The 21,922-nt window shown below is 42.6% G+C and carries 18 protein-coding genes and 1 pseudogene; 8 read left to right on the top strand and 11 right to left on the bottom strand.

The genetic code is table 11. The features are described 5' to 3' along the window. Window positions 1-33: 33 nt before the first annotated feature. Entirely contained in the window at window positions 34-624 is a 591-nt protein-coding gene (yajL, locus tag LGZ98_RS04315; RefSeq protein WP_113040804.1) for a protein deglycase YajL, read from the bottom strand. Further along, window positions 587-1,499, bottom strand: a pseudogene (panE, locus tag LGZ98_RS04320) (2-dehydropantoate 2-reductase). Before panE ends, yajL begins: the two are co-directional and overlap by 38 nt. A 134-nt stretch (window positions 1,500-1,633) precedes the next feature. Here panE and LGZ98_RS04325 point away from each other — a divergent pair. Further along, entirely contained in the window at window positions 1,634-2,125 is a 492-nt protein-coding gene (locus LGZ98_RS04325) for a YajQ family cyclic di-GMP-binding protein (RefSeq protein ID WP_112879731.1), read from the top strand. A 123-nt stretch (window positions 2,126-2,248) separates the two neighbouring features. On the opposite strand, the gene LGZ98_RS04330 is transcribed toward LGZ98_RS04325, so the two are convergent. The 9 genes from LGZ98_RS04330 to LGZ98_RS04370 form a co-directional block, all read right to left on the bottom strand. Next, the gene (locus LGZ98_RS04330) at window positions 2,249-3,625 is read right to left on the bottom strand and encodes an MFS transporter (protein ID WP_113040806.1); all 1,377 of its coding nucleotides are present in this window, start codon (window positions 3,623-3,625) and stop codon (window positions 2,249-2,251) included. Window positions 3,626-3,781: 156 nt separating this feature from the next. After that, window positions 3,782-4,666 carry a heme o synthase gene (gene cyoE / locus LGZ98_RS04335; RefSeq protein WP_113040807.1) on the bottom strand — a complete coding sequence of 295 codons (885 nt, stop codon included), beginning with the start codon at window positions 4,664-4,666 and terminating at the stop codon, window positions 3,782-3,784. Between the two features lie 12 nt (window positions 4,667-4,678). Then, window positions 4,679-5,011, bottom strand: coding sequence for a cytochrome o ubiquinol oxidase subunit IV (locus LGZ98_RS04340; protein ID WP_113040808.1), 333 nt, complete (start codon window positions 5,009-5,011; stop codon window positions 4,679-4,681). Continuing rightward, the gene (locus tag LGZ98_RS04345) at window positions 5,011-5,625 is read right to left on the bottom strand and encodes a cytochrome o ubiquinol oxidase subunit III (protein ID WP_112877923.1); all 615 of its coding nucleotides are present in this window, start codon (window positions 5,623-5,625) and stop codon (window positions 5,011-5,013) included. The genes LGZ98_RS04340 and LGZ98_RS04345 overlap by 1 nt, the downstream gene beginning before the upstream one ends. Further along, entirely contained in the window at window positions 5,615-7,606 is a 1,992-nt protein-coding gene (gene cyoB / locus LGZ98_RS04350; protein WP_113040809.1) for a cytochrome o ubiquinol oxidase subunit I, read from the bottom strand. Before cyoB ends, LGZ98_RS04345 begins: the two co-directional genes overlap by 11 nt. Before the next feature lie 4 nt (window positions 7,607-7,610). Then, window positions 7,611-8,546, bottom strand: coding sequence for a cytochrome o ubiquinol oxidase subunit II (gene cyoA / locus LGZ98_RS04355; protein WP_113040810.1), 936 nt, complete (start codon window positions 8,544-8,546; stop codon window positions 7,611-7,613). Between the two features lie 349 nt (window positions 8,547-8,895). Continuing rightward, on the bottom strand, window positions 8,896-9,657 hold the full coding sequence (locus LGZ98_RS04360; protein WP_113040811.1) for a nucleoside-specific channel-forming Tsx family protein: 762 nt from the start codon (window positions 9,655-9,657) through the stop codon (window positions 8,896-8,898). Window positions 9,658-9,907: 250 nt separating this feature from the next. Continuing rightward, a complete protein-coding gene (gene ampG / locus LGZ98_RS04365) occupies window positions 9,908-11,386 on the bottom strand; it encodes a muropeptide MFS transporter AmpG (protein WP_113040812.1) in 1,479 nt (492 codons plus the stop codon). Window positions 11,387-11,439: 53 nt separating this feature from the next. Continuing rightward, window positions 11,440-12,018 carry a lipoprotein gene (locus LGZ98_RS04370; protein ID WP_112894573.1) on the bottom strand — a complete coding sequence of 193 codons (579 nt, stop codon included), beginning with the start codon at window positions 12,016-12,018 and terminating at the stop codon, window positions 11,440-11,442. 243 nt (window positions 12,019-12,261) lie between these two features. On the opposite strand from LGZ98_RS04370, the gene bolA reads away from it, so the two are divergent. From bolA to ppiD, 7 genes are all read left to right on the top strand, one after another. Beyond that, window positions 12,262-12,576, top strand: a complete 315-nt coding sequence (bolA, locus tag LGZ98_RS04375; RefSeq protein ID WP_112877929.1) for a transcriptional regulator BolA — start codon at window positions 12,262-12,264, stop codon at window positions 12,574-12,576. A gap of 378 nt (window positions 12,577-12,954) precedes the next feature. Beyond that, a complete protein-coding gene (tig, locus tag LGZ98_RS04380; RefSeq protein WP_113040813.1) occupies window positions 12,955-14,259 on the top strand; it encodes a trigger factor in 1,305 nt (434 codons plus the stop codon). 273 nt (window positions 14,260-14,532) lie between these two features. Next, window positions 14,533-15,156: an ATP-dependent Clp endopeptidase proteolytic subunit ClpP gene (gene clpP, locus LGZ98_RS04385; RefSeq protein ID WP_058588443.1), complete on the top strand. Its 624-nt coding sequence runs from the start codon at window positions 14,533-14,535 to the stop codon at window positions 15,154-15,156. Window positions 15,157-15,418: 262 nt separating this feature from the next. After that, entirely contained in the window at window positions 15,419-16,690 is a 1,272-nt protein-coding gene (gene clpX, locus LGZ98_RS04390; RefSeq protein WP_011148007.1) for an ATP-dependent protease ATP-binding subunit ClpX, read from the top strand. Window positions 16,691-16,898: 208 nt separating this feature from the next. Next, window positions 16,899-19,253, top strand: coding sequence for an endopeptidase La (gene lon / locus LGZ98_RS04395; protein ID WP_262977769.1), 2,355 nt, complete (start codon window positions 16,899-16,901; stop codon window positions 19,251-19,253). A 227-nt stretch (window positions 19,254-19,480) separates the two neighbouring features. Then, window positions 19,481-19,756 (top strand): nucleoid-associated protein HU-beta, encoded by a 276-nt coding sequence (gene hupB, locus LGZ98_RS04400; protein ID WP_011148005.1) that lies wholly within the window; start codon window positions 19,481-19,483, stop codon window positions 19,754-19,756. A 177-nt stretch (window positions 19,757-19,933) separates the two neighbouring features. After that, window positions 19,934-21,805: a peptidylprolyl isomerase gene (ppiD, locus tag LGZ98_RS04405; protein ID WP_262977770.1), complete on the top strand. Its 1,872-nt coding sequence runs from the start codon at window positions 19,934-19,936 to the stop codon at window positions 21,803-21,805. The last annotated feature ends 117 nt before the right edge of the window (window positions 21,806-21,922 follow it).

Here is a 21,922-nt window from a genome sequence, read left to right on the forward strand (position 1 = left end):
ATCGTATAAAGTAAGGTGTTTTTGTCTATTTTTTCAGTCCTGATAAGAATATACACCTAGTGGTAATATGAGTTGAGCTGCCACCTCGGCTGCTGTTGCTCGTCCTTTTAATAATTCAATGAGTTTTAATGCGAAATCAAAAGCTGTCGCTGGCCCTTGGCTGGTCAATAGATTGACACGATCATCAAAACAGACTCGGCAATCAATCCATTTATCGGATGAAATTTTGTCTTGCAAACCGGGGTAGCCGGTCATTTTGCCAGTAGGGAATAAATTATGGTGTTCAAGCACGATAGCAGGCACGGCACAAATTGCAGCGATAATTTTTCCTTGATAATGTGCCTTGCGGATTTTTTCGATAACTAGTGGATTATTACGGAAACACTCGGCACCCTGCATACCGCCGGGTAAGATGATGGCATCGAAAGATTCATCAATAACTTTTTCCAGAGGGACATCAGCAACCAATTTCACACCTCTGGAGCAAGTTAAAACTAATTCTCCATCGCTGGCGGTGCTGGCGATCGTAACACTGATGCCAGCGCGTACCAGTAAATCAATGGTTGCAACGGCTTCTATTTCTTCACTACCGTGAGTTAGGCAGATGAGTGCTGAAGGATTCATAATCATCTTTCCTTATGTTTTACTAGGTTATAGATACGGGTATTTTCAGGGGTAGAAAGACCATGTGCACGGGCCCGGCGTAATAAATAACCAGTGATATAGTCAATTTCAGTGCGACGCTTTGCGCGGACATCCTGCAACATGGATGAGTAGTTTTTTGCTGTAAGCTTAATCACATCGTAGACATAGGCAATCAGCTTGTCGATAGTGGTATGGATGTTTTCTCGTTGCATAACCTGAATAATTTCTTCGCACAAAATATTCAATTGTTCCGGGTAGCGAAGCAGATCTTCATTTTGGCATTCATAAAGCGCAGTCAGCGGGTTTACGACACAGTTAGCGGCAAGTTTCAGCCAACTAATCGAGAGAATTTCATTATGCCATGCAACATCTGGCAAAGATTGATGTAATACATTAGCCAGAGAGCTAAGCCCAGTTGCATTTGACGTTGCTGGGCCAATATGGGTTAGCCCGGAAGCGGTATGATAAACCCGTTGGTCATCCTGATATGCACCATGCGTTGTGACGCCAAGCAGTATTGGATTAGGCGCTGATAATAGTTCTTCTTGGGTACCCATACCATTGTGTAGTAATAAGATTGGGCAATTAGGTGAAAGTTTGGGGAGTAAATTATTCACTGCATCAGCGACTTGCCATGCTTTCAAACAGACAATCAGTAATTCGCTGTTGGCAAGATGGTCGTTGTTATTAGTTGGGATTGGTTGGTTGAAGACTTGCCCATTCATTTCGTCAATATGAACAGATAAATAAGACCGAGAACTTTTTAGCCAACCCTGTACTTGATGTTTTTGTTGTGATAATGCTGCTAGCCACAGTTTTCCTATAGCGCCACAGCCAAGAACGGTTATCTTCATATACACCTTTTGAAAGACGCTGCCATAATATTGGATGGAAATAATAAGATCCCGCTAATCCGAGTATAGCGCTTTTGCTGACAATGGAAAGCGGTTATCATGCCAACTTATTGATTATCAGGAGGTCATGGATAATGCCATCTTTCGATATTGTTTCAGAAATTGATATGCATGAAGTTCGCAACGCGGTAGAAAATGCGCAGCGCGAGCTTGCTAGCCGTTGGGATTTCCGTAATGTCAGCGCCAATTTCGAGTTAAATGAAAAAAATGAATCTATCAAGATTGCCAGTGAGTCAGATTTTCAGGTAAATCAGTTGGTTGATATCATGCGTGAAAAGTTGGCTAAACGTGGTATCGATGGTGCTGCATTGAATATCCCTGATGATATGTTGCACAGTGGTAAAACTTACAGCGTTGAAGCGACTCTGAAGCAGGGGATTGATACCCCTACGGCGAAAAAGATCGTGAAGCTGATTAAGGATAGTAAGCTGAAAGTACAGGCACAGATTCAGGGTGAGCAAGTGCGAGTGACAGGTAAAGCTCGTGATGATTTGCAAAGTGTTATGGCATTAGTTCGTGGCGCAGAGCTGGGACAGCCATTCCAGTTTACTAATTTTCGGGATTGATTTTCCGACTAATGGATTGATATATCTAGCCTAATGTGGAGTGGGGTATTCCTGACAAGGAATCCCACTCCCAATCTCCCTTAATATCGAATCGGAGTGAGTAGGGGTTATCTGGTTTGATACTTAATCTATCGTGTTATTATTAGCTATCAATTGCTCAAGTTGTGCTCTGCTTGTCAGCTTAGTATCTACTTTTATGTAAGCACTATGCTCCTCCGGAACAATAACGACCTCGCAAACGCCTGGCTGAACAAGAATTTTTTGTTCCAGCAATGCCTTATTGACTATATTCTCTGGTAGAGAAATTCTGATGCTGCTGACATATGCAGGTTGTTTCATTGTTATGCTAATAATGAGCCAAATGATTGTCAGAACGATACCTGCCGCAAATACCAGCGGTGCTCCTTTTAATTCATATAACCAACCACCGAGGCCACCCCCTAAAGCGACACCTAAAAATTGGCTGGTGGAGTAGATACCCATTGCTGTACCTTTATAACCCGCTGGTGCTTCTTTACTGATAAGTGATGGCAGGATAGCTTCCATTACATTGAAAGCAATAAAGAAAATTTGTATGCCGATAAAAATCACCCATAAGTGATGTCCCGCCGCCCACAATACAATTTCAGCAATCAGTAGCATCGTGATACACAGTGAAAACACTTGTTTCATGCGGCGCTTTTTTTCTGCGTAAATAATGAAAGGTAAAACAGATAAGAATGAAACTAGCATAGTGATCAGATAAACCTTCCAGTGTTGTTGGGTAGGGAGCCCCGCTTGTTGCATCACCAAAGGAAGGGCGACAAAACTTGCCATTAACAAAGTGTGCAAACTGAGAATGCCAAAGTTAAGTTTCAGCAACTGGCTATCAGCCAGAACCTTACTGAAACTGTGACGAACAATGCCTGATTCACGGTTAATAATGTGTTTATCGGTGGAAGGAACAGCAAATAATGTTATCAGAATGCCACTACCGGCCAGAATGGTAATTCCCCAAAATAGGCCATTTAATCCAATGGCATTCGTAAGGATTGGGCCAAGTACAATGGCGATGGCGAAAGTTATTCCGAAACTAATGCCAATAAAAGCCATTGCTTTAGTTCGATTTTGTTCACGGGTTAAATCAGAAAGTAGCGCCATAATTGCAGCAGATATCGCTCCAGCGCCTTGTAACGCTCGTCCAATTATTATGCCCCAGATGGAGTCACTGAGAGCAGCAATAATACTGCCAAGGACGAATAGCAATAATCCACCAACAATTAAGGGCTTACGGCCAATTTTGTCAGAAAACAGGCCAACAGGGATCTGGAAAATTGCTTGGGTTAGACCATAAATGCCAATGGCGATGCCAATAAGTGTTTCGGTGGCATCTTTTAGATGAAGTCCATAGGTTGTTAATACAGGAAGAACCATGAACATGCCTAGCATTCGCAGAGAAAAAACTGAACCTAGGCCCCATGTCGCCCGAAGCTCAAGTGGCGTCATTTTATTATCGTTCATGATTACCTCGAAATATTTTGATGCGTCATTGTAGATAGGTTTTCAATAAGGGGTAAATAGTTAATTGAATTAATAATATTGAAGTATTAAGGAGAGGGGATAACAGGCTGGAAGGAAACTGATGGCAGAGGGGGTAGCGACTGCCATCAGGGAAAATTACCGGACGTAAGTTAGGAAGGCTTCTGAGGGCACATGTGGGTCAATAGACATCATGACACTCAGGGAAGTGATTGCCACAATGGAAAATATAAATAATTTACGAGCCCAAATGCGGTCATTATCAGTTTTGTAACCGGATAACGCCATTCCTAGCCACCAGACGCTCACTGCTGCTGCAACAACCAGATATTTGTAACCAGCGTAACCGCTGATGGCTAACATAAGGGTTGCAATCATAAATGCCAGGATATAAAGGATAATGTGGTTTTTCGCCACAGATATGCCTTTAATGACGGGCAGTACAGGAATATTGGCTGCCTGGTAATCTTTGAAACGAAAAATAGCAATGGCGTAGGAGTGCGGCATTTGCCACAGGCTGAAAATCAGTAACAGGATCAACGCGCCCGTATCAAACTGACCAGTTACTGCACAATAACCAATAACCGGAGGTGCAGCACCGGACAAACTGCCGATCAACGTGCCATAAACAGATTTCCTTTTCATATAGAGGCTGTAAACCCCTACATAGATGACAAAACCGATAATCGCTAATTGCATTGCTAAAGCATTGGCTGCTGCATAGAGCAGCACTATGCCAGCAATACCCAGTATTGATGCATAAATCAGGCTGATTTTCGGATCAATAAGCCCTTTTACAAGGACGCGGTTTTTTGTTCTTTCCATGATCCGATCGATGTCACGGTCAATGTAGTTGTTAAATACACAACCAGAAGCCACGACTAATGAAACGCCGAGCAGAGTCGAGATGAACAAAGGGTAATCAATCACCCCTTTCGAGGCGAGTAGAAAACCACCGATCACAGAAATTAAATTGCCGAAAATAATTCCTGGTTTAGTTACTTGCAGGTATTGCTTAATCATATATGCAGCTCTTTAATCAACCATCATATTAATGTTGAGGTTGTACATAATCCATAGTGAGCCAACAACAACAATACCGATAATCAAGATAGTGAACAGCAATGCGACTAAGTTCCAGCGCTCTTCTGACGAAGTGTTCATGTGCAGGAAGTAAATAAAATGAACAATAATCTGCACCACAGCCAGAGCGACTACTGTTGTCAGGATAGTCGTATGGGAGGCGGAACCATCCATTACTATCCAGAACGGAATCACTGTCAGGATGACCGAAAGAACAAAGCCGATCAGATAAGACTTTAGGCTACCGTGGCTAGCTCCAGTATGAGCGGTATTGGAATGACTCATTACATAGCTCCTAACAGATAAACAACGGTAAATACACAGATCCATACCACATCCAGGAAGTGCCAGAACAAGCTCAGGCAGTTCAGACGGGTTTTATTTACATCAGTTAAACCGCGGCGGGTTACTTGGATTATCATGATGATAATCCAGACCAGACCACAGGTAACGTGGATACCGTGAGTAGCAACCAGTGCGAAGAATCCGGACAAGAATGCACTGCGGTCAGGGCCGTGGCCGTCAACAATCAGGTGATGGAATTCGTACAATTCCATCGCCACGAAGCCAAGGCCGAACAGGAAAGTCATACCGAGCCAGGCGTTAACTTGGCCGACTTTTCCTTTGTTCATGCCTAACATGGCAAAGCCATAAGTGATACTACTGAATAACAGTAGGAAAGTTTCGACCAATACGAAAGAGAGGTCGAAAATCTCTTTACCCGATTTGCCGCCTGCGGTTCCGTTAACGAGTACTGCATAAGTCGCAAATAGACATGCGAACAAAATACAGTCACTCATCAAGTAGACCCAGAAACCGAATACTTTAGTGGCTCCCGCATCGTGGTGCCCGTGATGCTCGTGGGCATGATTGTGGTTAGTCATAGTTTCAGTTGACATGGTTCAGACCTGCCTTGCTAATTTGTTCATGGTGTTGATTCTCAATTTGCTCAACTTCAGCAACGGGTACGTAGTAATCAACATCTTCATCAAAGCTTTTTGCAATCCAAGTGATAATCATGCCCGCAAAGCCTGCGATAGCTAGCCACCAGATATGCCAAATCATGGCGAAACCAAACAGCAAGCTGAAGCCAGCAATAATTACACCCGCACCGGCATTTTTAGGCATATGAATTTCTTCATACTTAGCAGGACGTTTATAAGCTGTGCCTTTTTCTTTCATATCCCACCATGCATCACGCGCTTGCACATGTGGAACGTCAGCAAAGTTATAAAACGGTGGTGGAGAAGATGTTGCCCACTCCAGAGTACGCCCGCCCCAAGGGTCGCCGGTCAGGTCACGGTTTTGGTCACGGTCACGGATACTAACGTAGAATTGAATGACCTGACACAGGATACCAACGGCAATCAGTGCAACACCAATCGCGGAGACGACCAGCAGAGTATGGAATTCAGGGTTGATATCTTGGCTAATACGACGAGTCATCCCCATAAAGCCGAGCGCGTAAACTGGCATAAAGGCGATAAAGAAGCCGATAATCCAGAACCAGAATGCGCGGATACCCCATTTTTCGTTCAGTGTGAAACCGAAAGCTTTCGGGAACCAGTAAGCAGTACCAGCAAAACAACCGAAGACAACACCACCGATAATAACGTTATGGAAGTGTGCGATCAGGAACAAGCTGTTATGCAGAACGAAGTTTGCGCCTGGAACTGCCAGCAGAACGCCAGTCATACCACCGATAGAGAAGGTGACGATGAAGCCAACGGTCCACAGCATCGGTGTTTTATACTCAATACGGCCTCGATACATTGTGAACAGCCAGTTGAAGATCTTAACGCCTGTCGGAATCGAGATAATCATGGTGGCTATGCCAAAGAAGGCGTTAACGTTCGCACCCGAGCCCATCGTAAAGAAGTGGTGCAGCCATACAATGAACGACAGTACGGTAATGGCAATGGTTGCCCATACCAGAGAAGTATAGCCGAACAGTCGTTTTTTCGAGAACGTCGCAGTCACTTCAGAGAAAACACCAAAGACCGGCAACACCAGAATGTAAACTTCAGGGTGACCCCAAGCCCATATCAGGTTGATGTACATCATCATGTTGCCACCCATATCATTGGTGAAGAAATGGGTGCCCATGTAGCGGTCAAAAGTTAGCAGGGCAATGGTCACTGTCAGAATCGGGAATGCGGCGATGATCAATACGTTAGTACAGAGTGCTGCCCAAGAGAATACAGGCATTTTCATCATGGACATGCCAGGAGCACGCATACGCAGGATCGTCGCAAAGAAGTTAACGCCTGTCAGCAAGGTACCAATGCCGGATATCTGAAGACTCCATATCCAATAATCGACCCCAACGCCTGGGCTATATTCTATACCTGAGAGCGGAGGATAAGCTAACCAGCCGGTCTGAGCGAATTCACCTACACCCAGAGAGATGTTAATCAGTGCAACGCCGACGACGAAAAACCAGAAGCTCAGTGAGTTCAGGAATGGGAATGCCACGTCACGAGCGCCGATCTGTAGTGGAACCACGACGTTCATCAGACCGACAACAAAAGGTGTCGCCATGAAGAAAATCATGATGACGCCGTGGGCGGTAAAAATCTGGTCATAGTGATGCGGTGGCAGGAAACCTGCTTCACTCGCAGAGGCGACAGCCTGCTGACCACGCATCATGATGGCATCGGCAAAGCCACGGAGCATCATGACCAGCGCCACGATAATGTACATAATACCGATTTTCTTGTGGTCAACGCTGGTTAACCACTCGCTCCATAGCCATTTCCATTTACGGAAATAGGTCAGGGCTCCGACAATTGCGAGCCCTGCTAAGAGAATCCCTGCAAGAGTAACCATGACAATGGGCTCATGCAGTGGGATTGCATCAAGTGTTAATTTTCCCAACATTACTTTATTCCTCAACTCCGGCATGAGCAGTTTCGCTCATATTCATGTTATGACCTGTCGTTGCACCGTGGCCGCCATGCATATTCATGTTGCCCATAAATTTGGCAATAATGTCTTGATACAGGTTAGGTTTAACGCTTGAGAAGTATTCAACCGGATGATTCTGGCTTTGTTTGGCTAACTCATCAAATGCTTGCATGGTATCCAAGGTTTTGGGAGAGGCTTTCACTTTTTGAACCCATTGTTCAAAACCTTCCCGATCTGCGGTAGCGGTAGCAGTAAATTTCATGCCAGAGAAGCCGTGACCACTATAGCTACTGGACAAACCTTTATAAACGCCAGGTTCATCGGCAATTAAGTGAAGTTTAGTCTGCATACCAGCCATTGCATAGATTTGACCACCTAATTGCGGGATGAAGAATGAGTTCATCACGGAATCAGAGGTGATTTTGAAGTTAATAGGCACTCCGGTAGGAAAAGCAATTTCGTTAACTGTAGCAATACCTTGCTCCGGGTAAACGAATAGCCATTTCCAATCAAGAGAGATGACTTCAATAGTTACGGGTTTTTCATCGCTAACCAGTGGTTTATATGGGTCAAGCTCGTGGGTTGTTTTCCAAGTAATGGTTGCTAAAATAATAATGATAATGATAGGAACGGTCCATACTACCAGCTCAATTTTATTTGAGTGCGCCCAGTTAGGGCGATAGGTAGCACTTCTGTTGGCTTCGCGGTAACGCAGGGCAAAAGTGAATGCCATGATGATTACCGGAATAACGATGATCAGCATCAGGCCAATAGCCGTGAGTATCAGCGTTTTTTGTTCAGCGCCGATGGCGCCTTTAGGGTTCATCAATACCATATCGCAGCCACTCAGCACAAGAGTAGCCGCTAGTATTGACAATATCCCAATACTTTTATTGTATTTCATAAGTCTCATCTAACGACTCCAAATAACAAAAGCTCTATTGTCGTTTCATCAGTGCGGGCATTCTACGGTAAGGCTACTGGAGTGTAAACATTTGTAATAGTTAGTTGAGGGGTTGTTACCCTTTATGTCGATGGGATCACATGCAAGTGGAGGATTAATCAGAAGTTAGCTTGAAAAGGTTATTTAATTGTAACGAAATAGGGCGGAAATACGAATTTATACTAAAGTTATTTTATATTTTTTAGAGAAGAGGAAAAAAATATAAAAATTTGCTTTAAAAATTTCCGCCGCGGCCATTTTATTTAAGAATTAAATTAATTGTGAGCCACTTTTGGTAGCTCACAATTAAAATCAATAATTAGAAATTATATTTGATAGTGTAAACAATCCCATCCTGCCAGAAGTCTTCACCCAGTTTATGATCGGCATATCGATATTGAATGCCAGTTGTGAAGGATTTGTGAGGTGTCCACCATAACGCTATTGCACCATTGGTACCATTCCGTCCACCGTTGCCGTAGCGTTCATTTCGATTAAGTTCTATTTCATTCCAGTTAGTTATGCTGAATTTTTCTTCCCAGAGTTGAAAGTCGTAACCCGCAACCCAACCAACGACATAGCCGTTATTACCGGAGTAGAAAGTTTGGTCAACATAGTGCAGCGCCACAAACGGTTTGAACCAGACACCAGCGAAATCAGTGTTGTAGCCAATACCATAGAGGGTATTTACCTCATGGAAGTTCCCGCCATGTGCTGTACCTGGGAGCGAATAAGTACCATAAACATGACCATAGAGATTGAAACCTGTATCAGCCAGATAAAAGCGACCGGTTGTTTTAAAAGTGTATCTTTGGTTATCCCCTGGTTCAGCATGCTGATTGTTGAAAGCATTTTCCAGATCAAAGAACCCGTATAGTTCACCCCAGTTAAATCCGGCTCCGCCTTCCAGTTCTAAGTAGGCAAAGTCGTCTTTATGAGAGGTTTGCCCTGACTTGTGTGTGGTATGGCTAGTCCAGTCGAGGTAGTTCATGCTGATATTAGCAAAGCCCCCTTGATATTCAGCATAAGCTGGAACTGAGACGGTGGTGAATAAAGCAGTAGCCAGAATGGTTGTTCTCATAAATTTCTCTAACGCATCCATGAAAAGAGGTTTTGGGTTTCAAAGCTATATTAAATAACCCTTAAAATGGTAGTCTGATTCTACGCGGATATGAATATTGAACAATCAAATAATTACTCGAAAATAGCACTTTTGGGCAAATGACTATTTGAAGTGTGATCGCTATCACTTAACTATTTAAAAAGAGGGCAGAGATATCAAAGGCTGACCGTCGTCAACCTTTAATAAATTAACTTAATGTTTTCGCCTTTTAAGCCAATTTGTTCCTTCTTAATGCGAGATAATCTAGAAAGCTACCGAGAATGATGCCTGTGATACCAATCTGTGCTGCCCATAATAGCAATGTTTCGGCCAGATAAGGTGCATGAGTCCAGTTAAGAGCATTGGTGGTGATGGTAAATAACCAGAATGTGAGCAAGATGCTTGCTAATGATAGTAAGCCAAGCGCTAGACGATAGGAATTTTTGAATTCAGTACGTGGCATAAAATCGTTAGTTCGCTGGGTATAAACCAGAGTCTGGCGGCAGATAAATAACAGTAATAAGCCTGGAACAGAGGCCGCTATAGAGAATAGATAGAAGTTTGGCCAGCCATGTAATTCAACGAACCAACCCGCAATTGGGCCGACATAGACTCGTCCAACAGCAGATAAAGCAGATAATAAAGCAAATTGTGTTGCAGAGAACGATTTATGACATAACGCCATAAGTAAGGCAACAAATGCAGCGGTTCCCATTCCGCCACAGATATTTTCCAGAAAAATGGCGCTGCCCATAGTGTAGATATTTTTGTCAGTAATGGATAACAGCCAGTATCCAATATTGGAAATCGCTTGCAGGATGCCAAAGATCATGAGTGAGCGGAATAAACTCCATCGTTGCATTAAATAACCACCATATAATGCACCAACGATAGTTGCTGCTAATCCCAGCGTTTTGTTGATCATTCCAACTTCACCAGCATCAAAGCCAATACCTCGGATAAGAAATGGGGTACTTAGGCTGGCAGCAAAGGCATCTCCCATTTTATACATGACAATTAACAGTAGTATCAGCCATGCATTATTGCGATTAAAAAAATCGACTAATGGCTCTATTGCGGCTTGCTGGAGTGTTTTTGGTGACGGAGCGTCAATTTCAGGCTCTCTAGCTTTTAACGTCGCATAGACGCCAATCAGCATCAGTCCAGCCATCAACCAGTAGGTGTGTTGCCAGCCAATATAGCGGTCTGCGATCCATAATGCTAACCCGCCTGAAACTAACATGGCTAATCGATAACCAAATACCGAAACGGCAGCACCTACACCCCGCTCTTCGCTACTCAATAAATCGGTTTTATAAGCATCAAAGACGATATCCTGTGATGCAGAACAGAAAGCGACGGTTACTGCCAGTGTGGCTAGCCACCATAAATGTTGAGATGGCTGGAGAAAGCCCATTGCCGCGATACTGGCTATAAGTAATAACTGTGTAACAAGTAGCCAACCACGGCGACGTCCAAGAAAAGGGGGGATAAAGCGGTCCATAAAAGGGGACCAAAGAAATTTGAAAACATACGCTTGGCCGACAAGAGAAAAAAAGCCAATTGTTTTCAGATCAACGTCTTCAACGGTCATCCATGCTTGCAGGGTGCTGGCGGTCAATGCGAGCGGTAAACCAGAAACAAAGCCGAGTAAAAGCAGAATTCGTGAATTATGTTGGGTAAAAACGGTGAGATAACGATAAGACATGTGCCTCCCAAAACCCTGCCCTTTGCGGGCAGAGTAAATAATTAATCCTTTAATTAGCGAGCATTTTGTTTGATGAAATTACTGACGGAAGGATCTTGAGCCATATCTGCTATGACTTCTGATAATACAGTATTGACTGCATCAGCAATTTTCTCATTAGTTGCGCCTAAAGGACCTTGTACATTGTAACTAGTGCGGTAATTCTTAACTTGTTTACTGCCATTTTGCGCTGTACTAATGATGGAAATATCGGCTTTTGTTGAAATATTATGGCGCAGGCTACCTTCTTTAACGTCTGCATATAAATTGTTCACAATAATTTGCAGATTGGCATTGGCTGGAGAGCCAATCATATAACCACGAGCGGTCATCTGTTTTTCCAGGATTTCCTGGAGTAGAAAGCGCAGATCACGGGATGGTTTCAGTATTTCCAGCTTTGCATTGCGGTTAACTTGAGCAAGTGTTTGAGACTGACGATTGTCGGCACCGCTAATACTGATGGTAATCGCACCCATCGTTGGGTCTGCTGTTGGCAATGTAATTTTAGGTTCGATGGTCAGGGTATTGCTGGGAGCTGCACAGCCTGCAAGAAGAAAAAGTGCAATGAGTGGGAATAAAATTCTTTTCAACATGTTAATTTTCTCATCAGTGATAAGGATATCCAGTAATACTTATCAATAGCATAAATTACGTCAATAATAGCACTGCCTTTTGATCATGGCATATCTCTGATGGGGTAAACGCATATAAAAACCTTATGATGTAGGATTCGATTGAAAGATATTTTAATGCGTTGATGCTATAACTTATGGAGAATAGACTAAAATTATTAGTATGGTTGGTAGTACGACTACTGTGCGGTTAAGGGGAATGATATGGTGTATCAGGATATAGAAGAGAAATTACAGGTTGCATTTAATCCCTCATATCTTGAGGTCATTGATGAAAGTTATCGTCACAATGTACCCATAGGTTCTGAAAGCCATTTTAAGGTCGTAATCATCAGCAATAAATTTGCTGGTGAACGTATGCTAAACCGCCATCGTTCTGTTTACAGCGTATTATCGGCAGAATTGTCCGCAGGTGTTCATGCTTTGGCGTTGCATACCTATACAGAAAAAGAGTGGAATGAATTGCAGGATACTGTTTTGGCGTCACCGGCATGTCGTGGGGGTAATATTGTTGCCTGAAATCCGCTGATTGATGCTTAATTTGGGGCGTTTTCTTACACAACTGAATAAATCCAGTGAACGGTCTTCGGGCCGTTTTTACGTTTTATATATGATACATTTTGGATGCAAATTTAGCCGCTGAATAATCGTTATCCTGTGAAGTTGATGAATAGTTCGGGCTTTTTTCAGCAATTCTCGACTCACACCCTCTGCATCGCTATAATGTCGCGTCTAATTTTTAGAATGGTTTCGGGACGCTTCTGACATCAGGGATTCTCGGTTTTTAAATGCGACCGCCCCGGTTCGTAGAGAGTGTTGCGATTGGTACATAAAATATGTGCTGGTTGTGTGGTCTCTGGAGTTGACCGAGCACTATGATTTTTTTGAGGTAAAAAAATGCAAGTTTCTGTTGAAACCACTCAAGGCCTTGGGCGTCGTGTGACAATCACCGTTCCTGCTGCCGATGTTGAGAAAGCAGTTAGTAGTGAGTTGGTCAATGTAGCAAAAAAAGTTCGTATCGATGGTTTCCGTAAAGGCAAAGTGCCTATGAACGTTGTTAAACAACGTTACGGTGCTTCTGTCATTCAGGACGTTCTGAGTGATCTGATGCAACGTAACTTTATTAATGCAATCATCGAACAAAAAATTAATCCAGTAGGTGCGCCAAGTTATGCACCAGAACAATTCAAAAATGGTGAAGATTTCACTTACTCTGTAGAGTTTGAAGTTTATCCAGAAATTGAATTGAAAGATCTGGAATCTATTGAAGTTGAAAAGCCCGTTGTTGAAGTAAAAGGCGAAGATGTTGATGCAATGCTGGAAACATTGCGTAAGCAGCAGGCTAATTGGAAAGAAACTGAAGAAGCTGTTGGTGCAGAAGATCGTGTGACTGTTGACTTCAATGGTTCTATCGATGGTGAAGAGTTTGAAGGTGGTAAGGCTTCTGATTTTGTTCTGGCTATGGGGCAGGGTCGTATGATCCCAGGTTTTGAAGAGGGCATTATTGGCCATAAAGCTGGGGAAGAATTTACCATTGATGTGAATTTCCCAGAAGATTATCACGCTGAAAATCTGAAAGGCAAAGCTGCTAAGTTTGCAATCACGTTGAAAAAAGTGGAACAGCGTGAGCTGCCAGAGTTTAATGAAGAATTCATCAAACGTTTCGGTATTGCTGATGGCACTGTTGATGGTCTGCGTGCAGAAGTACGTAAAAATATGGAACGTGAACTGAAAAATGCAGTTCGTAACCGTATTAAATCTCAGGTTATCGAGGGATTAGTTAAAGTTAACGAAATCGAAGTTCCTGCTGCTGCTGTTGATAGCGAAATTGATGTTCTGCGCCGTCAATCTGCTCAGCGTTTCGGTGGCAATGAAAAACAAGCTTTGGAACTGCCTCGTGAACTGTTTGAAGAACAGGCTAAGCGTCGCGTTGTTGTTGGTTTGTTATTAGGCGAAGTTATCAGTAGTAATGAACTGAAAGCTGATGAAGAACGTGTTAAAGCATTAATTGAGGAAATGGCTTCTGCCTATGAAGCACCTCAAGAAGTGATCGAATTCTATGGTAAAAACCAAGAATTGATGAATAATGTTCGTAATGTTGCTTTAGAAGAACAAGCTGTTGAAGTTCTTCTGGGTAAAGCAAAAGTTTCTGAAAAAGAAACAACTTTCAATGAGTTAATGAATCAGAATCAAATGGCATAAGCTTTAGTTTTGTCATGAGATAATGAATTTATCATCTCAGTGAAATGAACCCGCAGATTAACCTGCGGGTTTTTTTATAAATTAAGAGGCAAGATTTTTCTTGAAAAAAGTGGGTTTACCCTCAGATCCTTTTTAATATTATGTATATGATTGCAAAATTTTTCAGGGGGGATTCCCCCTTGATTGGCTAACTTTGAATCATGGTCATCATCGCTTATCTCAAGTAGAATTGGTTATGAATGGCACCAACATGAATTCTATTAGGAGACGAAAATGTCATATAGCGACAAGCGGGATCAATATGCGCCTCACATGGCTTTGGTGCCGATGGTAGTTGAACAGACTGCTCGTGGAGAACGTTCATACGATATCTATTCTCGCTTATTAAAGGAGCGTATTATTTTCCTGACCGGTCAGGTTGAAGATCACATGGCAAATCTGGTTGCAGCTCAGATGTTGTTTCTTGAAGCAGAGAATCCGGAAAAAGATATTTTCTTATATATCAATTCACCAGGTGGTGTGATTACTGCGGGAATGTCCATCTATGATACGATGCAGTTTATTAAACCGGATGTCAGTACTATTTGTATGGGGCAGGCATGTTCAATGGGAGCATTCTTGTTGACTGCTGGGGCAAAGGGAAAACGTATCTGTTTGCCAAATTCCCGGGTTATGATTCATCAGCCATTAGGCGGTTTCCAGGGGCAAGCTACAGATATTGAAATTCATGCTCAGGAAATACTGAAAGTAAAATCGCGTATGAATGAATTGATGGCAAAACATACGGGAAGACCTATTGAAGAGATCGCGAAAGATACAGAACGTGATCGTTTCTTGTCAGCAGACGAAGCCGTAGAATATGGATTGGTTGATAAGATTTTCACCCATCGCGATTAATTTATTATTCCCAGAAGCTATAATATACCCTATGGATTTCAAGATGCATCGAGACGGCAAGAGAGCGAATCCCCGGGAGCATAGGTAACTATGTGACCGGGGTGAGTGAGTGCAGTCAACAAAGAGGCGACTTGAAAGATAACGGGTATATAAACATTCGGCTTACCACTTGGTAAGGCTATGACGTTCGGGGTAATAGCAGAAGTTTCCTGCTTTGCCAGACGAATCTGGGTGAGCAGTTGATAAAGTGAGGTTGTGACTGATGACAGATAAGCGCAAAGACGGTTCAGGAAAGCTGCTGTATTGCTCTTTCTGCGGGAAAAGCCAACATGAAGTGCGAAAATTGATTGCTGGCCCGTCAGTGTATATCTGCGATGAATGTGTGGATTTATGTAACGACATCATTCGCGAAGAAATTAAAGAGCTTGTACCACATCGTGAGCGTAATGCATTACCAACGCCTCATGAAATTCGTCAGCATTTGGATGATTATGTGATCGGCCAGGAAACGGCGAAAAAAGTGTTGGCGGTTGCTGTTTATAACCATTACAAGCGGTTACGTAATGGCGATACCAGTAACGGTGTTGAATTAGGTAAAAGTAATATCCTGCTGATTGGGCCGACAGGGAGTGGTAAAACACTATTGGCTGAAACATTGGCCCGTTATCTTGATGTTCCTTTTACTATGGCAGATGCGACTACGCTGACTGAAGCGGGATATGTGGGAGAAGACGTAGAAAACATTATTCAGAAATTACTGCAAAAATGTGACTACGATGTGCAAAAAGCTCAGCGCGGTATTGTTTACATTGATGAAATTGACAAGATTTCACGTAAATCTGATAACCCGTCAATTACTCGGGATGTTTCAGGTGAGGGTGTACAGCAAGCGCTGCTGAAATTGATTGAAGGTACAATTGCTGCGGTTCCTCCTCAGGGGGGGCGTAAACATCCACAACAGGAGTTTTTACAGGTAGATACCTCTAAGATCCTGTTTATTTGTGGTGGTGCGTTTGCAGGTCTGGATAAAGTGATTGGTCAGCGTCTAAATACCAGTACAGGTATTGGATTTAGTGCGAAAGTCAAAGGTGAGTCAGAAAAAGCGACTGAAGGCGAATTGCTTGCACAGGCTGAGCCAGAAGATCTCATCAAATTTGGTCTTATCCCTGAATTTATTGGGCGGTTACCTGTTGTTGCCACGCTCAGTGAATTGAGTGAGGAAGCGTTGATCCAGATTTTGAAAGAGCCTAAAAATGCGTTGACTAAGCAGTATCAAGCACTGTTTAACCTTGAAGGTGTTGATCTGGAATTCAGAAGTGAAGCCCTGACGGCTATTGCTAAGAAAGCAATGGTTCGTAAGACAGGTGCCCGCGGCCTGCGTTCTATCGTTGAAGGCGCATTGCTGGACACTATGTATGATCTGCCATCAATGGAAAACGTTGGGAAAGTTGTTGTAGATGAATCGGTTGTCAATGGTCAATCTGCGCCTTTACTGATTTACAGCAAACCGGATGCCCAGGTTTCTGGTGAATAATTGAGTCTAGGATAGGGAATTCGCTAAACGAGATATTATTAAATAAAATGAGGGGACTACCCTCATTTTATTTTTATTAAAGTATCATACTATTGAATGTCAAATTCCTGTCCCCATATATTTTATATTCTATGGAGTGAAACTCGTGAGAACCGCGTTTCACGAGATTCCCTAAAAACTGGCGAAAGCTAAACGAAGAGAGAGCTCTATGAATCTTGAGCGTTCCGAACGCATAGAAATCCCTGTATTGCCTCTGCGCGATGTGGTGGTTTACCCGCATATGGTGATCCCATTGTTTGTAGGGCGTGAGAAGTCTATTCACTGCCTAGAAGCAGCAATGGATCATGACAAACAGATCATGTTGGTTGCGCAAAAAGAAGCTTCAACTGATGAGCCAGGGGTTAATGACCTTTTCTCCGTTGGTACAGTAGCTTCTATTTTACAGATGTTAAAATTGCCTGACGGCACCGTAAAAGTGCTTGTCGAAGGGTTGAAACGTGCCCGCATTACAACTCTGACTGACAATGGCGAACATTTTTCTGCTCATGCTGAGTATCTTGACTCACCGATCGTTGATGAACGTGAGCAGGAAGTGATGATCAGGACAGCTATTAATCAGTTTGAAGGCTACATTAAGCTAAATAAAAAAATCCCGCCAGAGGTTTTGACTTCGCTACACAGTGTTGAAGATGCAGCTAAATTAGCTGATACAATTGCTGCGCATATGCCATTGAAACTCAGTGATAAACAGACTGTTTTGGAAATGTCTGATGTCGTTGAGCGTCTTGAATATCTGATGGCAATGATGGAATCAGAAATTGATTTGTTACAGGTAGAAAAGCGCATCCGTAACCGCGTGAAAAAACAAATGGAAAAAAGCCAGCGCGAGTACTACCTGAATGAACAGATGAAAGCGATTCAAAAAGAACTGGGTGAAATGGATGATGCGCCTGATGAGTATGAAACCCTGAAGCGCAAAATTGAAGCGGCAAAAATGCCCAAAGAAGCTCGTGAAAAAGCCGAAGCTGAATTGCAAAAGCTGAAAATGATGTCTCCTATGTCGGCGGAAGCGACGGTTGTCCGTAGCTACATCGATTGGATGGTGCAGGTTCCGTGGGTTGCTCGCAGTAAAGTTAAAAAAGATTTAATTAAAGCTCAGGAAACTCTGGATACCGACCATTATGGTTTAGAGCGTGTGAAAGAGCGTATCCTTGAGTATCTAGCAGTACAAAGCCGAATTAGCAAAATTAAAGGACCGATTTTATGTCTGGTTGGTCCTCCTGGGGTGGGTAAAACCTCTTTAGGTCAGTCTATTGCACGAGCGACCGGGCGGAAATATGTGCGTATGGCATTGGGTGGGGTCCGTGATGAAGCGGAAATTCGTGGTCATCGCCGTACTTATATTGGCTCTATGCCGGGCAAATTGATTCAAAAAATGTCCAAGGTTGGAGTGAAAAATCCCCTATTCCTACTGGACGAGATTGATAAGATGTCGTCCGATATGCGTGGTGATCCAGCTTCTGCCTTATTGGAAGTTTTGGACCCAGAACAGAACGTGGCATTTAACGACCATTATCTGGAGGTCGATTATGATCTGTCAGATGTCATGTTTGTTGCAACATCCAACTCTATGAAGATTCCGGCACCATTGTTGGATCGCATGGAGATTATTCGTCTTTCCGGTTATACCGAAGATGAAAAGTTAAATATTGCCAAGCGTCATTTGCTGCCTAAGCAGATTGAACGTAATGCTCTGAAAAGAAATGAATTAATTATTGATGACAGTGCTATTATTGGCATTATCCGTTATTACACTCGTGAAGCCGGAGTGCGTAGTTTAGAGCGAGAAATTTCTAAGCTGTGCCGTAAGACGGTGAAGACATTGTTAATGGATAAAAATTTAAAACATATTGAAATCAATGCAGATAACTTGAAAGATTATTTGGGTGTTCAACGTGTGGATTATGGCCGTGCAGATACAGAAAACCGTATTGGTCAGGTTACAGGGCTTGCATGGACTGAGGTTGGTGGTGATTTACTGACCATTGAAACCGCATGTGTTCCAGGGAAAGGTAAACTAACCTATACCGGCTCACTCGGTGAGGTTATGCAGGAATCCATTCAGGCAGCATTAACAGTTGTTCGTGCTCGTGCTGATAAGTTGGGTATCAACTCTGATTTCTATGAGAAACGGGATATTCATGTCCATGTTCCGGAAGGGGCGACGCCAAAAGATGGCCCAAGTGCAGGTATCGCCATGTGTACAGCATTAGTCTCCTGTCTGACTGGTAATCCAGTTCGGGCGGATGTTGCTATGACGGGTGAGATCACGTTGCGTGGTTTAGTTCTGCCAATCGGTGGCTTGAAAGAGAAACTATTAGCTGCCCATCGAGGTGGAATTAAAACGGTCTTAATTCCGGAAGAGAATAAACGTGATCTGGAAGAAATTCCCCAGAACATTGTTGCAGATCTACAGATCCATCCAGTTAAACGTATTGAAGATGTTTTGTCTATTACATTGCAGAACCCTGCGTTTGGCGCAGAATTAGTGTCAGTCAAGTAATACAAAATAGTGAATTTTTTCAATAAGTATGAATGAAATATAGGCTGGTAAGTGAATTCAGGCTTACCAGCTTTTTTACATTATTAACTTGGGTAAACTGCTTAATAAATATTTTGTTGTCTTATGATTTCTTGCCAATATCGGGAAGGATTGATATAACGGCACTGCTATCGGGTTATCCGTTGGGATTCTGATGCGGTAGTAAAAACTATATGGGGATGATAAGAGTGAATAAATCACAACTGATCGACAAAATTGCTGCTGACTCTAATATTTCTAAAGCAGCTGCGGGGCGTGTAGTAGATGCATTCATTTCTTCTGTAACGGGTGCATTGAAGGATGGTGATGATGTTGCTCTGGTGGGATTCGGTACTTTTGCTGTTCGTGAACGTTCTGCACGTACAGGCCGTAACCCTCAAACAGGAAAAGAGCTCAAAATTGCTGCGGCTAAAGTACCTGCTTTCCGTCCAGGTAAAGGTTTGAAAGACGCTGTTAATGGGTGACACGAACCAAATATTGTTTATCAGTCCTTGTTATATTGGCAAACATAGACTGACGAGATAGGTTTGGTAAGTTAAAATAGAAGCGCATCAATTGATTGGTGCGCTTTTTTTCTCTTAGCGCTTGAATTAGCGTAATATGGTATTTTCAATTTCACCAAAGCGGAGTTTTGCCCCTTTATGATGGACAACCTACGCACGGCGGCAAACAGTCCTGTGCTTAAAATCGTGCTGGCTCTCATTATCCTGTCTTTTGTTTTGACGGGAGTTGGGGGCTACCTGACAAGTGGAGCTGGTAGTTATGCTGCCGAAGTGAATGGTCAGACTATCAGTCGTGTTGAATTGGAGAGGGTGTTTCAGCAAGAGAGAGACACCTTGAAAGATCAATTGGGAGATAAATTCTCTGTGTTGGCAAGTGACGAACAAAGCATGAAGCAGATTCGTAATCAGGCTTTGGAGCGTCTAATTAATAATGTATTAATTGAACAATATTCCCGTGAATTAGGTTTATCTGCCAGTGATGAGCAAGTTAAGGATTTTATCCGAAATACTTCTTACTTTCAGATAAATGGTAAATTTGATAACAACAAATATCTGGAGTTGCTCAACCGTTCCAATATGAGTCCGGATCTTTTTGCTGAACAAACACGCCAGAATTTAGTTAATCAACAATTAATTATGGCTTTTTCTGGTAGTGAAATAGCCTTGCCGAGTGAAGTGAAACTCAATGCTGAATTGTTTTTGCAACAGAGAACCGCCCGTTTGGCTACACTGGAGCTGAAGAAAATTCAGGCGCAGCAGGAAGTAACAGATAAAGATTTGCAAGATTACTATAATCTGAATAAGAGCAGCTTTATTGCTCCTGAGGAAGTGAAAGTCAGCTATATCAAAATGGATGCTGTAGATGAAATGAATAAGGTTTCGGCTACGTCTGCTGACATTGATGCTTACTATGAGCACAACTTAAAACGCTATACACAACCAGAGCAGAAAAAGTACAGTTTAATTCAGCTTGCAACTGAAGCTGAGGCTAAAACAGTAGTTGATGAGTTAAATAAAGGGGCTGATTTTGGTAAATTGGCGGCTGAAAAGTCCACCGATAAATTTTCAGCGAAAAATCACGGTGATATCGGCTGGATGGAAGAAGATGCTCTTCCTGAAGAGTTGAGACAAGCTAATTTAAAAGAGAAAGGCCAAATTTCTTCTTTGATTAAGGTTCTTAATGGCTTCGCTATTTTCCATTTGGATGATATTAAACCTCAAATAATTAAACCCTTATCTGAAGTTCGCTCTGAAATTGAAAAAACGGTTAAGCAGGAAAAAGCAGTAGATGCTTTCTATGCTCTGCAACAGAAAGTCAGTGATGCTGCTACCAGCGATAATGAATCTTTAGCTGCTGCTGAGGAAATTTCAGGTATTAAGGTTGTGACGACTGATTGGTTTGATCGTAATCATGTGCCGGCAGAGATTAACTTTAGTTCTGTCATTCATGCCATTTTTGAAGGCAATCTTGTTGATGGGCAGGGGCCAACAGGAACTAACTCTGATGTTATCTCCGTTGAAGGTGATCGTGCATTTGTTCTGCGTGTAGACAATTATAAACCAGAAACAGTACAACCCTTCGAAAAAGTTAAAGAACAGGTTACTGAACTGGTTAAACGTCAGAAAGCTGAAAAACAACTTCAAGTCGAAAGCGATAAGTTACTGGCCGCCTTAAAAGAAGGTAAAGGTGAGCAAGCATTGAAAAATGCAGGTATTCAGTTTGGTGAGTCTCAGGTTATTCAGCGTACATCTCAAGATAATATGTTAGTTAATGCAGTGTTCGCGTTACCACAGCCAAAAGAAGGTCAGGCAGAATATGGTTTGACGAAAAATAGTTTGGATGACGTTGTGCTGATTCAACTGGATAAAGTGACTCCAGGTGTTGTATCGGAGGAACAAATTAAAAGCATGACGGGTGTTTACCAGAGTGAAATGGGTAACGCTATGCTGGAATCTTTGCTGATAAGTCTGCGTGAAAAAGCCAAAATTAAGTTAGGTCATATCGAATAAAAATTTGCGGAGAGTATCGCAAATATCTTTGTAATTATCTTGTCAATAAAGGCCGCTTTCGCGGCCTTTCGCATATCTGATCTTCGTCCATTGTGCTCAAATTTATCTGTGGCAATC

The organism is Photorhabdus kayaii (assembly GCF_025384895.1).
In the GTDB taxonomy this organism is placed as follows: domain Bacteria; phylum Pseudomonadota; class Gammaproteobacteria; order Enterobacterales; family Enterobacteriaceae; genus Photorhabdus; species Photorhabdus kayaii.